At 46.9% G+C, this 16594-nt stretch carries 16 protein-coding genes; 4 read left to right on the plus strand and 12 right to left on the minus strand.

All coding sequences use genetic code 11. The features are described 5' to 3' along the window. Positions 1 to 19: 19 nt before the first annotated feature. Positions 20 to 943, minus strand: a complete 924-nt coding sequence (locus HQN90_RS21405) for a Gfo/Idh/MocA family protein (protein ID WP_173222437.1) — start codon at positions 941 to 943, stop codon at positions 20 to 22. Continuing rightward, positions 943 to 2217 carry an MFS transporter gene (locus tag HQN90_RS21410; RefSeq protein WP_246362711.1) on the minus strand — a complete coding sequence of 425 codons (1275 nt, stop codon included), beginning with the start codon at positions 2215 to 2217 and terminating at the stop codon, positions 943 to 945. Before HQN90_RS21410 ends, HQN90_RS21405 begins: the two co-directional genes overlap by 1 nt. Positions 2218 to 2346: 129 nt before the next feature. Here HQN90_RS21410 and HQN90_RS21415 point away from each other — a divergent pair, with 129 nt between their 5' ends. Then, a complete protein-coding gene (locus tag HQN90_RS21415; protein WP_173222439.1) occupies positions 2347 to 2904 on the plus strand; it encodes a hypothetical protein in 558 nt (185 codons plus the stop codon). A gap of 247 nt (positions 2905 to 3151) precedes the next feature. Here HQN90_RS21415 and HQN90_RS21420 read toward each other — a convergent pair whose 3' ends face one another. The 4 genes from HQN90_RS21420 to sigI all read right to left on the minus strand — a co-directional run bounded on the left by HQN90_RS21420 (position 3152) and on the right by sigI (position 8183). Further along, positions 3152 to 4660, minus strand: coding sequence for a leucyl aminopeptidase (locus HQN90_RS21420; RefSeq protein ID WP_173222441.1), 1509 nt, complete (start codon positions 4658 to 4660; stop codon positions 3152 to 3154). A 27-nt stretch (positions 4661 to 4687) separates the two neighbouring features. Beyond that, positions 4688 to 5701 carry an aldo/keto reductase gene (locus tag HQN90_RS21425; protein ID WP_173222443.1) on the minus strand — a complete coding sequence of 338 codons (1014 nt, stop codon included), beginning with the start codon at positions 5699 to 5701 and terminating at the stop codon, positions 4688 to 4690. A 203-nt stretch (positions 5702 to 5904) separates the two neighbouring features. Then, positions 5905 to 7374, minus strand: a complete 1470-nt coding sequence (locus HQN90_RS21430) for an anti-sigma-I factor RsgI family protein (RefSeq protein ID WP_173222445.1) — start codon at positions 7372 to 7374, stop codon at positions 5905 to 5907. 29 nt (positions 7375 to 7403) lie between these two features. Further along, positions 7404 to 8183 carry an RNA polymerase sigma factor SigI gene (sigI, locus tag HQN90_RS21435; RefSeq protein WP_173222447.1) on the minus strand — a complete coding sequence of 260 codons (780 nt, stop codon included), beginning with the start codon at positions 8181 to 8183 and terminating at the stop codon, positions 7404 to 7406. Positions 8184 to 8379: 196 nt separating this feature from the next. Between sigI and HQN90_RS21440 the strand changes: the two genes are divergently transcribed. After that, complete coding sequence (locus HQN90_RS21440; RefSeq protein WP_173222449.1) at positions 8380 to 9021, plus strand: helix-turn-helix domain-containing protein; 642 nt, start codon at positions 8380 to 8382, stop codon at positions 9019 to 9021. On the opposite strand, the gene HQN90_RS21445 is transcribed toward HQN90_RS21440, so the two are convergent. Then, complete coding sequence (locus HQN90_RS21445) at positions 8992 to 9621, minus strand: hypothetical protein (protein ID WP_173222451.1); 630 nt, start codon at positions 9619 to 9621, stop codon at positions 8992 to 8994. The two genes, HQN90_RS21440 and HQN90_RS21445, sit on opposite strands and share 30 nt — an antisense overlap. Positions 9622 to 9775: 154 nt before the next feature. Here HQN90_RS21445 and HQN90_RS21450 point away from each other — a divergent pair, with 154 nt between their 5' ends. Next, entirely contained in the window at positions 9776 to 10576 is an 801-nt protein-coding gene (locus tag HQN90_RS21450) for a response regulator (RefSeq protein ID WP_173222453.1), read from the plus strand. A gap of 34 nt (positions 10577 to 10610) precedes the next feature. Here the strand turns inward: HQN90_RS21450 and HQN90_RS21455 are convergent, their stop codons facing one another. The 5 genes from HQN90_RS21455 to HQN90_RS21475 form a co-directional block, all read right to left on the minus strand. Then, positions 10611 to 11414, minus strand: a complete 804-nt coding sequence (locus tag HQN90_RS21455) for a (2Fe-2S)-binding protein (protein WP_173222455.1) — start codon at positions 11412 to 11414, stop codon at positions 10611 to 10613. Positions 11415 to 11429: 15 nt separating this feature from the next. Beyond that, entirely contained in the window at positions 11430 to 12416 is a 987-nt protein-coding gene (locus HQN90_RS21460; protein WP_173222457.1) for an ABC transporter substrate-binding protein, read from the minus strand. Between the two features lie 16 nt (positions 12417 to 12432). Then, positions 12433 to 13638, minus strand: coding sequence for an acetylxylan esterase (locus HQN90_RS21465; protein WP_173222459.1), 1206 nt, complete (start codon positions 13636 to 13638; stop codon positions 12433 to 12435). A gap of 102 nt (positions 13639 to 13740) precedes the next feature. Continuing rightward, entirely contained in the window at positions 13741 to 15279 is a 1539-nt protein-coding gene (locus tag HQN90_RS21470) for a helix-turn-helix domain-containing protein (protein WP_173222461.1), read from the minus strand. Between the two features lie 199 nt (positions 15280 to 15478). After that, positions 15479 to 15901 carry a hypothetical protein gene (locus HQN90_RS21475; RefSeq protein ID WP_079418816.1) on the minus strand — a complete coding sequence of 141 codons (423 nt, stop codon included), beginning with the start codon at positions 15899 to 15901 and terminating at the stop codon, positions 15479 to 15481. A 182-nt stretch (positions 15902 to 16083) separates the two neighbouring features. Between HQN90_RS21475 and HQN90_RS21480 the strand changes: the two genes are divergently transcribed. Further along, positions 16084 to 16590, plus strand: coding sequence for a DUF4912 domain-containing protein (locus HQN90_RS21480; protein ID WP_173222463.1), 507 nt, complete (start codon positions 16084 to 16086; stop codon positions 16588 to 16590). Positions 16591 to 16594 lie beyond the last annotated feature (4 nt).

Consider the following 16594-nt stretch of genomic DNA (forward strand, 5'->3'; position numbering starts at 1 on the left):
TTTCCTGACAACCGCTAGATCAGACCGATAGACGTTCCACTAATTGGTGGGATGCCAGTACAAGATCACCACGGATGGTGCAAGCACTCGGATTGTCCAAGCTATCCAAGAAATGCTGGACAACGCTGGCAAAACCTCTTCTTTCAAGCACCGTATCCCAGCTGCCAAATGTGCGTATGCGCGGAGCAGTCCCCTTTTCATAGAAGACAGCAGACTCTAAATTCGTTACCTCTACCGATCGGCCGCTACCGTGAAGCTCCACTTTTTCCAGATCAACACCGGCAAGCCGAACCATGCTGTAGGTCCCCAAAGACGAACCAAACGCCAAAGTACCGGATGCATGCAGCAACTTGCCCGCTTCGTCGACTTGTTGATGATAGGCCTGGATGTCATAAGGCTTTTCCCCGAGCCATAGCAAAAGATCCAGCATATGGATCAGATCATCATAAAGCGTCTCCTTCGCGCCATGATTTTGCAGCTTCACGCGATGCTTGACAGCTGAGCACCAATCGAAGCCGCCTGTCTCCTGCAGCCACTGCTTAGCCTCCATATATAGCGGGGCAAATCTGCGATTAAAGCCAGCTGCGAGGAGTACCCCTTTTTGCTCCGCAAAAGAGGCCATTTGAACAGACTGATCCCACTCACAGGACAACGGCTTGTCTACGTAAACAGCAACGCCATGTTTGATGCAGGTCATTGCAATATCGTAATGTGTAGATGTCGGGCTATGTACAAATACGGCGTCCAATCCCAGAGCCAGAAGCTCCTCCAAATTCGTCGTCCCAAACGGAATACGATACTTAGCTTTCATGCGTTCAACTGTAGCCTGCGTAAAGCTCATAATCCCTGCAATCTCCACTTGCTCGTTCACCGACAACAGCGGCAAATACACCTTTTGCGCGATATCCCCTAATCCAATAATTCCAATTCTTTTTCTCGTCATTATCCTTCACTCCTTAGTTCTTTTCCTAGTACCAAACGTCCCACCAACAAGCCTAACACGAGCAAAATGGCCCCAACAATCGTTGAAACGCCGTATATTTGAACCCACTGCGGAGCATCGTTCAGCAAGGCATAGACCTTCCCGCCAAAAATAGGCCCCAAGAACGCTGCAAAGCCGGTAATCGCTGAATAAGTGGCAATGTACATCGGACGTTCACTCTTCGGCGTGTCGCCAATCGTAAATGTAAAGACCATCTGATTAAACCCGCCTAAGCCAATGCCCAGCACAATGTGAACGGCGTACAAAACAACGATAGCCGGTATGAAGGCGATTGCTCCCCATAATAAACAAGCCAGTGCAATGATCGGCAAGGACCACAGCAGCAAAGTCTGTGCGCTGAACCGTGTGTTTAAATTGCCCCAGACATAGTAGCTGCCCATCATGACCAAAGTATGCACCACGGTAATTAACGACACGGTTTCATAATTGATTTTCATTAACTTAAGCATAACATACGAGAAGAGCGGCACCGTCACTCCTTGTACGAATAAAAATACAGCTAGAAAGAGAATCGCTTTCAGAAAAGCGCGATCCTTCAGTGGCTTGCCGATCATCCCTACCGGATTGGATTCCGTCGAAGGCTCGAAGGGAGGGTTCGGGTATAAAGAGAAAGCTAATATATTCAAAACGACACATACCGCACAGATCATAAATAAAATATTAAAACCCTGCCCGCCGGGATAACGGTCCAGAATTTGCCCGCCAATGAACAAGGCAAGTGAGCTGACACCGCCGAGAATCGTATTGCGCATCCCAAAATAGCGACCGCGGACCGGACCTGGGACAGCATCGCTAATGAGCGAAGTCCAAACAATTCCACCTGCGGCATTGCCTAAATGAGCGGCCGTATAGAGCACGATATACATGAAAACCCACATGTCCTTGGGAAATACAAAAGGAATAATACCAACTGAAGTCCATAAGAATCGATGAGCCGAAGCGAAAACGAGCAGCATGCGCTTGCGGTTTCTGAATTTCTGCATGACCACCGCCATGCCAATCTGGATTATATTCACAACGGTTGTAATCGCCAAAACAAAGCCGATTTCCGTTGAAGTTGCGCCCAGGAACAGCAAATACCCGGTTAAGAAGGGGCCGCCTAATAGCTGAAAGATGATAACAGCCGGGAATCCTTCCATGGTCGCAACGAGCAAGCTTTTTCGATTGGAAGACATTTTTTTTCTAGGATGCCGCACACGATCCCATACATTCATAAGCAAACTCTCCTCCATTTGTAAATGTTCGTTGTTTCGCTGATCTTCTAGTTACAAATTATAGAGCGCTTATGGTAAAATAGGACTGACTTCCTAATCTATCATGTCAGGCGGGATCATCGAATAGTTATGAAACCAAACCAATTTGGTCTTATCACAAGCCTATTACTCTTTTTGATCTTCATTGTACTCTCTCTTGTGTTTCAGTCAACAACTTATTTGTATATCGCAAGCGTAGGTCCTCTCCTCATTGTCCCTTTTCTTCCTGATATCCGAACCAGCCAATTCATTAAACCGAATCAAGCCAAGGGTGCTGTCAGGCTGATTACCATGGAAAACAAAGATAAAGCGGACTCCGATTTTCTTGTGATCTATTTTGAACCAGGTTATGTCAATTGGACAAGCGGGAAGCTTTACTTTCATCTGGATGATGTTATGAAAAATGTGTACATCAAGCCGGATCCCCTAGCCGCTGCGATGACAGTACTAAAATATGATCTCTTTCTCCACCGAAGCAAAAAGAACTGGGTAGGCATTTCCTTAAACCAACTTAAGCAGCGCACCGAACAGCTGTCTTATACAACGAATGAAATTAACCGTTTAGTGATTCAGCTATCGGATGTGAATGAGCTGCTCCAGCGGCCGATCTCCCAACCAGCAGCTACTGGACAAAGTGTTGGCGCTTAGGTGAGAGCTATTAGCGAGGACGACGAAATTTCAAAAAATAAGAGCCCCTACAGACTCTTATTCGCGGAAAATGGAGCATTTCCCAGGGAATAAGAGGCTTTAGAGACTCCTAATTTCTAAAATTGCTATCACAATTGGTATGATTTCTGAAACAAGAGTCCCTAGGGACTCTTGTTTTTATTTTAATCCTGTTTTTCATGTAAATAGGAGTCCTTAAAGACTCTTATCCCCTGAAAACAGCTAAGTTCTACTTAAGCTGCTCCCCACATAAGTAGGCGGCAAGCGTCCGAACCATCACTCCGGTTGCTCCTTTAGGCTCGATGCCTTTGGCGGACCATAACCAGGCTGTGCCGCCCGTATCCAAATGGATCCACGGCGTTTCTTCGGCAAAGTAGCCAATGAATAAGCCCGCTGTAATCGCTCCTGCCCACCGATCGGAGGACGTGGAATTCTTGATATCTGCGACATCGCTCTTCAGCATGGCGCGATATTCAGGGTAGTTTGGCAGCTGCCAAACTTTCTCGCCTGCCGCCGAAGCTGCCTGAAGCAGCGGTTTCAGAAATTCATCGTCATTCGTGACCGCCCCTGTTGCGACATCCGCAAAGCAAATCAGGATGGCGCCTGTTAGGGTCGCTACATCAATTAAGCGGGTAGCTCCCTGCTGCTTCGCATAGGTGATACCCTCTGCCAAAATAATGCGGCCTTCGGCATCTGTATTCAGCACTTCCACGGAATGCCCGCTGAGCAGTGTGACGATGTCGCCAGGACGATAGGCAGCGCCTGATGTCATATTTTCCGCAGCCGGTATAACCACGACTAGGTTCACCCTCGGCTTCAGTTGCCCAACGATGTGCAAAGCACCCAGCAGTGTGGCGGCTCCGCCCATATCACTGATCATCTCTTCCATGCCATCGGGCCTTTTCATCGAGATGCCGCCGGTATCGAAGGTCACGCCTTTGCCAACGAGGCCCAGCACGTCGGCCGATTCCGGATCCCCCTTATACTGAAGGGTGATCATGCGAGGCGGGTTGACGCTGCCTGCGCCAACCGCGAGGAGACCGCCCATTCCGCGGGCGGCCAGCTCTTGCTCGTCCAGCACTTCGCAGGCGAAGCCATAGTGCTGTGCGAGGCGAACGGCTTCCTCGGCGAGGGAAGCCGGAACGAGCTTATTGCCCGGGAGGTTCGTGAGATCCCGGGCATAGTTCGTGCCCTCCGCAACCGCCTCGGCGGCTGCGATCGCTTCCTCCAGAAGCGCTGCATCGGCAGCCGCTTCTGTGAGCAGTACCGCCCGGCGCAGCTCTGCGCGCGCCGGCTCGTTCTTCCGGTACGCCGCGATGCGGTACGTACCGAGGAGCAGCCCTTCGGTCAGCGCCGAGGCGGCTGACCGGCTGTCGAACCCGCTTGGCAGCTTCAGCGCCAAGCTCTCTACCCCAAGCGCAAGCGCCTTGCGGCTTGCGAACACCGCGGCTGCGCGCAGCGTATCGCGTGACGCTGCGGGGCCAAGCCCCGCAACGAGCACGTACGCATACGGCAGCAGCCCGTAGGTAGGCAGCGCCTCAAGCTCGTCTGAGGCGCCGGTGAATTGGCCCTTGGCGCGCATGCGCGCAAGGGCTTGATCAAGCTGCGGATGCCCAAGGACGGCGTCCTGGCGCAGCTCAGCTTCACTTAGGCAGACAAGGATCGCGTCTGCCCCTGTCTCATTTGCCAGCAATGACGTATGTACTTGCGTGGTGATTTTCGTAAGTTTAGCAAACATAGCTTCAATCTCCCTGTTCATTTCATATTAATAGAAAGATGCGGCCTTCTGCACAACCGATTGCATCGGCAAGTGATAAGGACATTTCTCTTCGCAAAGCGGCTTTTCTTGGCATGGATCGTGATCTGCACAGCCTGTTATTCTTTCCTTTTGCCGTTCGAAAAATCCATGGCCTTTGGGCAGCAGCCCGAATTTCTCCCTGAATTTACTGGCAATCATCACATCCGGGATCGAGATTTCAAGCGGGCAGGAGCAATAATTACAGCGCCTGCAATCATGCTGGCCCAGCTCGGAAGCCAACTGTTCGAGCTCATGGCGTTCCTCCGTGCCAACTTCTTCCTCTTGTGCCGCCAAGTTCTCCTTAACTTCCTGCACGCTCACCATTCCAGAGATGGTAACGTGTACGTCTTGGCTGTACGGATACCGGATTGCACGATCCACAGGCTGAATAAACCCGCCCGATAAAGGCTTCATCGCCACTTTCATCAAATCCATTTCCGTCGCTTTGGGGATCAATTCATCCAACGCAAATGGCTGTGCCAAATTCAGATGAAACAAAATTTGTGAGAATTGCCCTTTGGCAATCCATTTGACAAGAAGATCCGGGCGATGTCCGGAAATGCCAATGAATCGGACCTTCCCTTCCCGCTGAGCTTCGAGGGCTGCTTTATATGCCCCTTCCACATCCATCGCTTTCTTATACTCGCTTACATAATTTACATAGTGAATTTGAAGCAAATCAACATGATCGGTTTTCATCCGTACCAAGCTGCGTTCGATTTCCGCTTTGGCCGTTTCATAGTCACGTGCCCCGGTCTTCGTTGCTAAGAAATATTCCTGTCGGCGATGGGAAATGCATTCGCCAATGATTTCCTCGCTATTGCGGTAAGCCGCTGCGGTATCTATATAGTTAATACCCTGATCGAGGGCATAATTTAAAGCTTCTCTTGCCTGCTCTAAGGGCACGCTTGGCAGGTTCATAGCACCAAATCCAAGCGATGATACATGGAAGCCAGACTTTCCAAACCTTGAATATCGCAAGCCTCTATCTCCCTTCCCATTCAGCTGCCAAGATTAAATGAATAATTGCATATATAACATATTGTAATACAACTCGCTCCTACTTTCCATGAACCATGCATAGAAAATGTACCTGAGCGAATTTTTCAAACAAAAACAAGCGCTTTAGGAATTCCTCGCATCGAAGAGTTCCTGAAGTGCTTGTGGTCTGCTGCCTGTATGAATTAATCTCTTGAATCATTTCCGCTATTCCTGGAATCTGATCCCCGATCTCCCCAATTCCAATTGAAGTTCGAGTTTCTATCATTCCCCTTCGGTGTCGCCGTTGGCTTGGCCGTTGGTTTCGCTGTAGGCTTGGATGTAGGCTTTGCGCTAGGTGTTGGCGTTGGTTTCGGCTTGTTGGACGATCCCTTCTTGGGATCATTGTCGTCATCACCTTCATCCGAGCGTCCCGGCTTTGGGGTTGCCTTGTTGTCATCATTTTTGTCATTTTTGTTGTTGTTCTTGCCATCATTCTTGTTATCATTGTTGTCGTTCTTGTTATCATTTTTGTTATCATTTCTATTGTCGTTCTTATTATCATTCTTATTGTCGTTCTTGTTGTCGTTCTTGTTGTCATCATTTTTATTGTCATTCTTGTTATCGTTCTTGCTCGTATTGCGACCATTCTTAGGCGTAGGGGTGGGCTTCGTTGTAGACTTCCCATTATTGCCGATCTTTGTATTGCCGTTGTTTTTATCATTCTTATCGGTATTCTTATCGTTATTCTTGTCGTTGTTCTTATCACTATTCTTATCGTTGTTTTTGCCGTTATTTTTGTCTTTATCCGACTTCTCATTTTGAATCTGTTGAATTTTCTCGCTCAGTTTGCCAGATTTCTCTTCTGCGACCAACCGCTGCAGGGAGGATTTATCTATCGGTTTATCTGGTTTGACGAGCTTATCGAGTCCGCCGCTTTCTTTGGCTAGCTGGTGAATCGACACCGTTTTGATATCGTCCAGAGAGACTTTAGCGCCATTATCTACGGCATTGAGATAAACAGCGTACTTCCCGGCCGATACTCCGCTGGCTTTGGCTTCTTGTCTGATTTCCTGCGGTGCAGCGAAAGCCGTCACACCATAATTGTTCACTTGATCCGGATGTGCCTCTTCAATATGCTTGCTAACTTGGGCTTTGAGCTTGGTTGCGATGGTTTCATCATTCACAGCTGTCTTCTGCTGCACGACAGTTGAACTGATAATAATATCGCCTTCGCCCTTAGCCAGTGCGCCCTGCTCCGCTTTGTCGAGAATATCCGAGGTAACGGCCTCCAACGATTTGCCCTTAAATACTAACGTCTTAATCAGTTCGTCGCCATCTGAGTTCAAGCCTTGCAAGTCTTGCACGACTTCGTCATTATCAATGCCAATTTCTACACTTGGATTGATATCTATCGTTACATAAGCAACCACTTGGCCCCCTGGAACGCTTCCAGTCAACGTTGACACTAACACAAAACATAAAAGAATAGCGGCTGTCAATCCCGATGCAATGGCCATCTGCGGCACGCGCAAACGTCGTTTTACAGGGGCAAACAGGATTTCTTCCCCAACTTCACAATTCCGTGTTCCCCTTGGAAGCTTCTCAAACCGACCCTCTGGATTCATGACAATAATGGAGTTTTCGCTCAGTTCCATTACGATTCCCTTGTTCATGCGCTGTTCTTCCCTTCTTTATGCTGTCCTCATTCTCGAATCTGTAAATAATCCCGCAAGTAAGGGTATGGACCATTAAATATGAGAGCTATCGCTATCAAATATTTACGGTTCCGCTCCAATGTTTTTCTGGAAACCTGTACTTGCTCGAGCAGCTCTTTGATAGGCAGCTGCCGTTTCGTCAGAAGAGTACGCATAAGTTCTGCATCCTGTGCTAGCGTGCGGCCGATACCGAACAGCATCTGTCTGGAATCATCGTGTTTGGGGGCTGCCTCTGTCAATTCAGAGAACTCAATATCGAAATCACGTAAGCATCGGCTAAAATCAAGAATTTCACTTCGTCGTTCTTCCAAACCTTTTTGCTTTTCATAAGCTTCTATCGCTTGATGAACCTCAATCGGATTCAACAGATTATCTTCATCATCTTCCTGATCGAATGAGCTGTATGGAATCTGGCCTTTGAATCGCTGCTCCTTGCGCAAGAAATCAATTAATCTTCTTCGCATAACGGTTTCAGCAAAACCCAGAAAAGATCTGCCCATCACAGAAGAATATTGATTGATTGCTTCGTTAAACGCCCCAAGAGCGATACTGAATTCATCATCTCGAGCTGGGTCAATATATCGTTTGCAGAACCTGCTGGTTACTTTGGCTACGTAGGGCTGGTAGTCCGAAATAAATTGATTCCTTAGTCGTAGGTCTCCTGCTTGAATTTGATGGATTGTAACCTCAAGGGAAGAGGCATGGGGTTCACTTTGTCCCTGGGACTGCTTCTTTCCAAGGAACTTTTTGAATAGTACCAGTAGCACCTTTCCACCTCACAGTATAGTAGTTTCGTCCTTATGTATCCTAATTAGGGGGGTATGTTGATTGAAAAAAATAAATAAAAAGTAGATTTATTATACCATACATGTGCAAATCATCACCTAATGGCAAATAAAACCTTTGGTTGCGATTTCATTTTGATCAAGAATCCTTTACAATTAGGGCAAGGAGGTGTTTCCTATGGAACAAGACAATCAATTTGGCAAGTTTCTTGAGTCATTGCGCGGCAAGATGTCCTTGCGTAAAGTTGCAAGCAAATGCGGTTTATCTCATGCTTATATTAGAGACTTAGAGCTAGGACGTAATCGTACCACGAATGATGTCATCAAGCCATCTCCAGACACGCTAAGGAAATTATCCCAAGCATATGAGTATCCATATACCGATCTATTAATGAAAGCCGGTTATTTAGAAGATGCGAGTTCTGGCCAGACGACATTGCCCGTCCGATTAGATACAGTTTGGTATGTTGAGTTCGGGATCAAGACGATTACTTATGTTAAGGCAGAGGCAAGGATAGAAGAAAACGTGGAATCACTCGTAGCTTTCACTAGCTTTATAGATACCCTAACCGATCATGAATTTGTGAAAATGGATATGCATTTGTTCGTGAATCTCAACAAAATAAAAAAGTATGCCCCCGCTGAGGGCAAACTTTATTTTGATCTTTATGAGGACCATACCGGAGTCACCATCGCGGCTTTGCCGCAAAAAAAGTATCACCAGCTCCTTCTTGATTGTGCTGCTCGTAACAATGGCCAATTTATTGGTGAAGATTCCGCTTTGGGACACTCAACGCTGAAAGCCAAGTTCCTTACCTAGCATCACGCAAAGGAAGAGCACGGTTGCCATACTTAACATTTGGATGGGCATGAGCGCGCTTAGGACATTGTCTGCGTACGAATGACGATTGGTGATCCCGATGATAACCACAGCAATAAACAGGTAAAAACCAACATTGGCTGGTGTAAACGGAATTCTTGTATAGTTGGACAAAAAAGTGAACCCCAAGCGCAGCTTGATAATGAGATACAATACACTGCATTTGGCCATCAAAATAAGCATTAGCGTCACATTCGCTATTTTTGAATCTGAACCGAAGTCTGCATAGGAAATGAATTCCGTCATTTCACAACTAATAAGTACTGCCGTAGAGACAATAACAGACAAAATGTAGCCCGATAAAGCGATAAGCAGCGAAGGTACTACACTGAATTTCCATACAACTCTAAGCAGCACACAAATAATAATTACGTATAATAAAGGCCAACTATCGAATAAAGTGACAATCGTTCCTGCCAATGCAGCGAGCGATATTTGTTTCCAATATGGTTTCAGTCTTTGTCTGAAAAGCACCAATGAAAATAAGATCATGGGTACAAAATCAATGCAGGTTAGGATAAAATTCACCCATGTAAACAAGTACAAATCCCTCATTTCTAAGCATGCTCTTAAGCTGTCTTCCTTAACTTATTATCTGCACCTAGAATTATACAGGATTACGGAGCTTTTGCGTTCAAAGTGGACTAAGTTGGCTGTTTCTGAGCATAAGCTGACAGGATGCAAGAGGCATGGGGTGAGAGAATTGGAGTGCGATGAACGTATGGGGCACCGTCACACAGTTGCGATTGTAGAAGATAATTACTGGGCAGGCAAATTGCTCGAGAGCTACAGTGAGCAGTGCGGATTGAAAGTTATCTCCATCGTTTCTGATGGTGAACAATTCATTCGGTTGTATGACCAGCTGCAGCCTGATATTTTGCTGGTAGACATCGGATTAGAAGGGAAATTAGATGGCATTTCAATGGTTCAAACTTTGCGCAGGGCTGGATATCAGCAGAAAGTTATCATGGTCAGCGGCACGACGAACATTGACCATGTTTTGACAAGCTTTCATGACTTAGGCTCTCTCTACTTTTTATCGAAGCCTGTCATGCTGCCTAAGTTCCAAGCTGCCATTCGTAAAGCGATCGCTGAGCTGCAGTTAGCGCGCAGTCAGCAGATTCAAACCGATAAACCTGCAGCTACAACATGGATTACAGTTAAAAATCAGAAATCAACATTGCCAATTTCAGAGGATTCCATCCTTTTCATAGAGAAAGAGGATAAGCGATTAACTCGCATTCATCTTATGAATGGCGCTCAAATGGAATCCAGTACGAATTTATCGGATATTCTGGCCCAAAGCTCCGCCTATATGTTCAGTCCTTTCAAAGGATTTCTAGTTAATTTAAAACATGTTGTTTCCTATGACAAAGAAAGTGGATTTCCCACGTCGCGAAGGTTTCTCATTCATCTGAACCATACCGCGATTAAAATACCGCTAAGCCGGAATTTGCAGAAAGAGTTTGCGAGATTACTGCAGGATTCGCAGTGAGTCAACTAGATAAAAAAAGGAAAACGGTTATGGCTCATTGGCCTCCGTTTTCCTTTTTGCTTCTTAACTTCTCCAGCCACAGCAATCGGTCAGCTTCTTTCATTCTAGGGCACGTATAGCAATAGGTACGATTCTCTCTCTTGTAATGAAGGCAGCAAGTACTCTTCATTCTAAGCTGCTTGGCGGCATCTCTGGGGTCTTCGATCCATCGCTCCTTCTTATCGAAAGGATTTCTGGACAAGCCGAACAGCTCGCCTTCCAGCCCTTTTTGGAGATACAAGTAATCTTCTGCTACCTGCTTGCTGACAGATTCGGAAAGCGGCTCTGAGGCCAGACGATCCATCCCATTGACAAGAGAATCCGGCAGTTGTCCCCACGCTTGACCAATCGGCAAGCCAGATACGGCAGCTAAGCAGTCCATTAAGGGGCGAGCCGTATATTGATAAAAAGAAGTGAAAACCGCCCTTCGCCACTCGCTTCGCTCTTCCTCCGGAGCCCAATTCTCCTGCCTGCTGCTAAGTTGAAAAGCGAGCCTAGTGTAACCCTCTTCCGGAATGAGATGAACAGTCAGGTTGGAAAGAGATAGATCCAACGCTGTATCATGGATCGAAACTGCATACTGCAGCGCACTTACAACGTCGCCAAACCAGCTGCTAAAATACGCTGCTGCGACAGTATCATCTAACGCATGAATGTGAACAGCATACGCAGCAAGGAATTTCCTCATCGCCGCAGGTTCCGTCAGTTCATTGCCCTTTAGCGAAATAACCGCTTTGTCCTGCGGCATAAGCGTAAGGTTCATTTTATTTTCAAGCACATCACGATCTATTCGATACATAAGCTCCCCCTCAGCTTACTTCTTCCCGAACAAACGCGTCAAATCATCTAACATTGCGTTCGCTGCATTGGGCCCATATCCGCCGAACCATGTATCCGAAGGGATCTGATAGACATGTCCCTCTTTCACTGCGTTCAGGCCTTTCCAAATATTCGTATCTTGCAAGCTATTTGTCGTGTCTTTATCATCGTTGATCAGCAAAATGTAGTCTGGGTTAATGTCCGGCAGCTTTTCTATGGACAATACTTCATAGTGACTCTCTGTGCTCGTTTTAGGAAAAACAGCCGGTCGAGAGAATCCGAAATCGTCATACAACCACTTGTAATCAATGTCGCCGTAATAGCGCAAATCTTTTCTAATGCGGAATACCATCAACGATTTGCCTTTAACTGTGCCTGCTAATTCTTCAATCGTTTTCTTCTTTTTATCCTGATAAGCCGTTATAGTCTGCTCTGCTTTATCGTTAAGTCCAAATGCTTTGGCGGTAGCACGGAAAGCATCCTGCCAGGTTGGTGCGTTGTAGCCATTTTCCAAATAAGCGGTAGGAGCAATTTTGGCAAATTGATCGTACACCTCTTTGCTGTTCGTGTCCGTAACGATCAGCTCTGGTCCGACCGATAACAATTTCTCGATGCTTATCCGTCCTTGCTCCCCGATAATTTCAACATTAGGCAGATACGGTTTCAGGTATAACGGGAAATCTTCGTTCTGAGATTTAACGGTTGCCGTTGGGGTTAGACCAAGCGCAATCATATGGTCTGTCAAATAAGTTACGGCCGTTGCAATTTTTCGGGGCGGCTGGGCGAGCTTCTGCTCTCCCTTCGTATCCGTAAAAGTGAATGCCTTTGAACTCGGGGTTACGGTAGCCTCGGCCTTCTTGGCTGCCGCTGGTGAGGCTGCTGGGGTTGACGTGCCCCCTTCAGTTACCTTGCTTCCGCAAGCGGAAAGCGATAGAACGGATGCTGCAAGCAGCGTGGAAATAACAACTTTACTGGCTTTCATGAATACAAATCTCCTTTTACTGCTGATTTATTAGTGATGTCTTCTCTGTCTTATTCACCCTTGCATCTGTCATAACAACAGTGCTTACAGTCAACCCCCTACAATCTGTTACATTCACAAAAAAGGACCCGTTGGCATGCGGCAAAATGGTTTTTACTATACTTAATTCCTCATGCAGAAAAGCTTCATAAGGCTCCCAATTGGCTGTTCGCCACTCCGTAGGATCGTTGCACCAATAAAGCTTGGCGTTTCTAACCGGAAGCTCTGAGGTGTACGTAACGGTCACTTCATTGCCTTGCTGCTTCATCTCTCCCAAATGAATAAGTCCAGGCGCAGCTTGGGTCGCCCAATCAGCAAATGCGGAAATCTCTTCGCTCGCCCAGCCTTCCTCATAGGAATGCCCTAGACCGGGATGAATGCTGAGCACACTATTCGCGTGACATCGTTTATTCAGCACATAAGATTTCACGAAAATGTGCAAGGAGAAATGCGTATCATTACTGCCATTCAACCACAGCATAGGTACCTGGCTTCGCGCCAAATACGAGGAAGGATCCCATAGCAAACGAACCCGCTCCGCTTCCTGTTCAGGCATCGCAGAAAATCCATCTCCATACATCGTTCCAGGTTCATGTAGAAAACCACAGCCGTAGACGGGAACCGCAAAGCAGAATCGATCGTCTACTCCTGCAAGGAGACTCGTTATAATACCGCCCCAAGAGATACCCGTAATGCCTATTTGGGTTGGGTCAACTTCGTCGAATGATCGAATGAGAGAATGGGCTAGAATGACATCAGCAACAGCATGGTACATCCATTGATCCTGAACGGGGAGCTGATAATCGTTGAAGACCCGAGGTTTAACGGGGCCGCTCCATGTATGGGAAGGCAGCTCATCTTGCTCATCGCATGGACCAGGAACATGTCCTTCCAAATCCATTGCAATCGCAGCGTATCCGCGATCCATCCACATACGGACCCACATCTTGAACGCTGTGCCTGCACCGCCATGAACGAGTACAACTGCTGGAACCTTTCTGCCGTGAGCAGCCTTTGGAATGCCATAATAAGCGAAAATGCGTGTTTCTTTCCCTTTATAAGGGAGACCTCGATAAAAAACAGCTTTTATATCATCGCTCTCAAAGCTTGGCGCAGTAAACAGCTCAGGGGCCTCATAGAGCTTTTTTAAATTCCATGGTAGTTCAAAAGCTATAACAAGCACTCCTCTTTATCGGATGATAATGATTTTCTTTCTCAATGTATAGATTAGCATAGGACCGTTCCGCGTAACATGGACTGCGAAACGGTCCTATCTGGACGATTATCATCTAAGCATTTCGGTGACATAGGTCAAAGCACGCTCATGTGACAAAGCTGAATATTCGAGCAGTTTATCTGTTCCCATTTGATAAGCCCGCCCGCTTCTTACTGCCTTAAGCTTAGTCCATTCATCGCTTGCTCGGAACGACTCCCATGTCCTGGCTGATTGGGCTGTTGGATCGACCATGACCAGCAAAATATCTGCATCGTAATTAGACATGGCCTCCTTCGATACAATTTCGTAAACATCATCTACCTTATAAGTAGAAGCAAACTGCAGGTCGCCATACAGGACAGTTCCCGCATTGCGCTCTCCGTATATTCGATACTGCGAATCCATAATTCGCCATATATTCAGCGTCGCACCGCCATACTTGCCTCTCACCTTGCGGTAGGCCGCTTCCGCTTTGTACGCATAGTTCGATAACCAGATTTGGGCTTCGCTCTGATGACCAGCGGATTCTGCCATCTTACTGAAGTGCTGACGCCAATCCATCCCCATCCAATCAATCTGGACTGTCGGCGCAATTCGCTCCAGCTCCTGCAGAGACCTCTCGTCCAAAAAATCCGTACAGAAAATCATTTCCGGAGCCGTCTGGCGAAGCATGGTCAAATTCGTTTCCCACACGTCTCCTCTCCCCAACTCACAGGAATGGAGTCGTGTCATTCGGCTGTTTAATTCATGGTGGGCGTATAAAGCAGCAGCCCGGGGCAGCAGTCGCAAGGCCAGCAGATTAGCAGAAAGCGGATCAGAAGTACTTGCAATATTCCGGCAGCGGCTCTTGACGAATGCCACCGGCGAAAGTCCTGTTTGCTTTTTAAAGCGGCGGCTAAAATAAAACTCGTCATCAAACCCAACTTTCCCAGCGGTCTCCTTAACTCCCTCACCCGCAAGCAGCAGCTGCTGGGCATGCGCCATTCGGATGTCCAGCAAAAAAGCGGTCGGACTTTTACCCATATATTGTTGAAAGGCCGAAGAGAAATACCCCTGACTTAAACCTGCCAACCTCGCCAGCTCCAGCCGGGAATGCTCTTTCTCATAATACTGTTCCATGAAGGCGGATACGCGTTCAATCGCTTCATCCGTGGTTTCTTCCTGCTTATGCACTGTCTGCTCCTGCACAGCCAAGCCGATTAGTTGGTAGAACACGGACTGCTCCAGCAGCCGATTCCTTGGCTCAGCAGTATGAAGGCTTAGCAACTGATCACAGCATTTCAGCATTTGCGGCCAATCTCGGGCGATAGAAGGGCCTTTGCGATACTGCGGCATGCGGATATAGCACTGCTCACTGTTTTCCTCATAAGCATCAAAATAGACAAAGCAGCCTCTGAACAGCTGTTCACCAGCCAACAGCCGAATTTCCTGACTCGATGGAATGAAAAAAACGTCCCCTTGCTTGATCACATAGCCGGCGTCCTCCATCCAAACCTCCCCTTCACCACTTAGGCAGAGGATCACTTGCTGGAAATCATTAGGTTCAAAGCTCATTTCCCCGCGCATAGGCAGCTCGAATGGCATTGCTTTATAATAACGAAACATCATTTCGGATTGCTCCTCTGATGGCTTCTCGATAGTCACTTGTAGGCTTCCTCTCTTGCTTTTCAAATTATCTTCTATCTAAATGATAATGATTTTCAATGGATAAGCAAGCTGAAATTCGCAATGAAAAAAACCGCTTAAACTTGAAAAGCCAAGTTCAGCGGTTTTTGTTCAGTTGAATCCTTTTCTATCTTAGAAACCTCTACGTGTTTTTGGAGGTTTTTTTGTTTTTCAGCTTATCGCGACGTACGCTCAGCATTTTCAAACGTTTCTTGAGCTGATCTTCCCACTCGGCATCGCCAATAGTCTTAGCAACTCCCAGCAAATCGAGCGCCATGTCAATCTGACTGCGTACGATATCCAAAGGCTCTTCGCCTTCATGATTCACACAATTGTCATGCAGCAAATGATCTTTGCCGTCGACATATTCAAGGAAATCAACCTCTGCCGCTCCATCGCCATGGGCGTATTCCGCTAAGATCTCGTATTCGTTCTCTACCAAATAGTGAACCTCAATACGGTGACATACCGGGCAGAAGAGAATGGGCACATTGTGAATTTGTGTACGAATATGCTTCAGTGTACCTTTCGTTCCAATCATACTGGCTCCACAACAAAAGCTCATGGATATCCCTCCTTGTTTGTTTACCCGGATTTACTCAATATATTCGCCATAAAAGTGTGAAATTCCTTTTTTAATCGACAGCTAGATTTTAACAGTCCGCGCATATTTTTCTGCCTAAAGGCGAATGCTTTTATCATCAAAAGCTCTCACGAAACAGCACTTGTCAGAAAAGAGGAATCGCCTTGGAAGCTTTAACTACTGCGGAATTCGAGGTTCCTGACCGCTATCATAAGGACTTACTCCATCTTATGGCAGTAAGTGCAGATTCGCTCTATGTATATTGGGAAATTAGCGATAGGCGAAGATGGCTTTTATCTCAGCATTTTGAGTGTGACTATGGCGCCATGCCCAAGGTCATTCGCCTGTACGATGTCACTCATATGTATTTCGATGGTTCAAATGCGCACGCCTATTGGGATGTTGTCACGACACCGGAAGCGACCAATTGGTATTTTCATGGGCTGAAGGCCAATCGAACTTATTTGACAGATATCGGGACTTACACCTGGGAGCATGAATTCATTCCTCTGCTTCGCTCCAACTGTATCGTAACGCCCAGAGACTCCGAAGCCGTATGGGGAGAACCGCTTCAAACGGTTGTTCCCGAGGCGCAGACAGATCAGGTCGATCAGCGCATCCGGCCAAGCTTCTTCGAAAATATTCAAACCTATACTCCTTACATGAGGTGAACGT

Source organism: Paenibacillus alba (assembly GCF_013204855.1).
GTDB lineage: Bacteria > Bacillota > Bacilli > Paenibacillales > NBRC-103111 > Paenibacillus_E > Paenibacillus_E alba.

Excerpts from the sequence above, each read along its gene's own strand:
- HQN90_RS21405 (WP_173222437.1), bottom strand. The coding sequence starts at position 943 with ATGACGAGAAAAAGAATTGGAATTATTGGATTAGGGGATATCGCGCAA.
- HQN90_RS21410 (WP_246362711.1), bottom strand. The coding sequence starts at position 2,217 with ATGAATGTATGGGATCGTGTGCGGCATCCTAGAAAAAAAATGTCTTCC.
- HQN90_RS21415 (WP_173222439.1), top strand. The coding sequence starts at position 2,347 with ATGAAACCAAACCAATTTGGTCTTATCACAAGCCTATTACTCTTTTTG.
- HQN90_RS21420 (WP_173222441.1), bottom strand. The coding sequence starts at position 4,660 with ATGTTTGCTAAACTTACGAAAATCACCACGCAAGTACATACGTCATTG.
- HQN90_RS21430 (WP_173222445.1), bottom strand. The coding sequence starts at position 7,374 with ATGAACAAGGGAATCGTAATGGAACTGAGCGAAAACTCCATTATTGTC.
- HQN90_RS21440 (WP_173222449.1), top strand. The coding sequence starts at position 8,380 with ATGGAACAAGACAATCAATTTGGCAAGTTTCTTGAGTCATTGCGCGGC.
- HQN90_RS21455 (WP_173222455.1), bottom strand. The coding sequence starts at position 11,414 with ATGTATCGAATAGATCGTGATGTGCTTGAAAATAAAATGAACCTTACG.
- HQN90_RS21460 (WP_173222457.1), bottom strand. The coding sequence starts at position 12,416 with ATGAAAGCCAGTAAAGTTGTTATTTCCACGCTGCTTGCAGCATCCGTT.
- HQN90_RS21470 (WP_173222461.1), bottom strand. The coding sequence starts at position 15,279 with ATGATGTTTCGTTATTATAAAGCAATGCCATTCGAGCTGCCTATGCGC.
- HQN90_RS21475 (WP_079418816.1), bottom strand. The coding sequence starts at position 15,901 with ATGAGCTTTTGTTGTGGAGCCAGTATGATTGGAACGAAAGGTACACTG.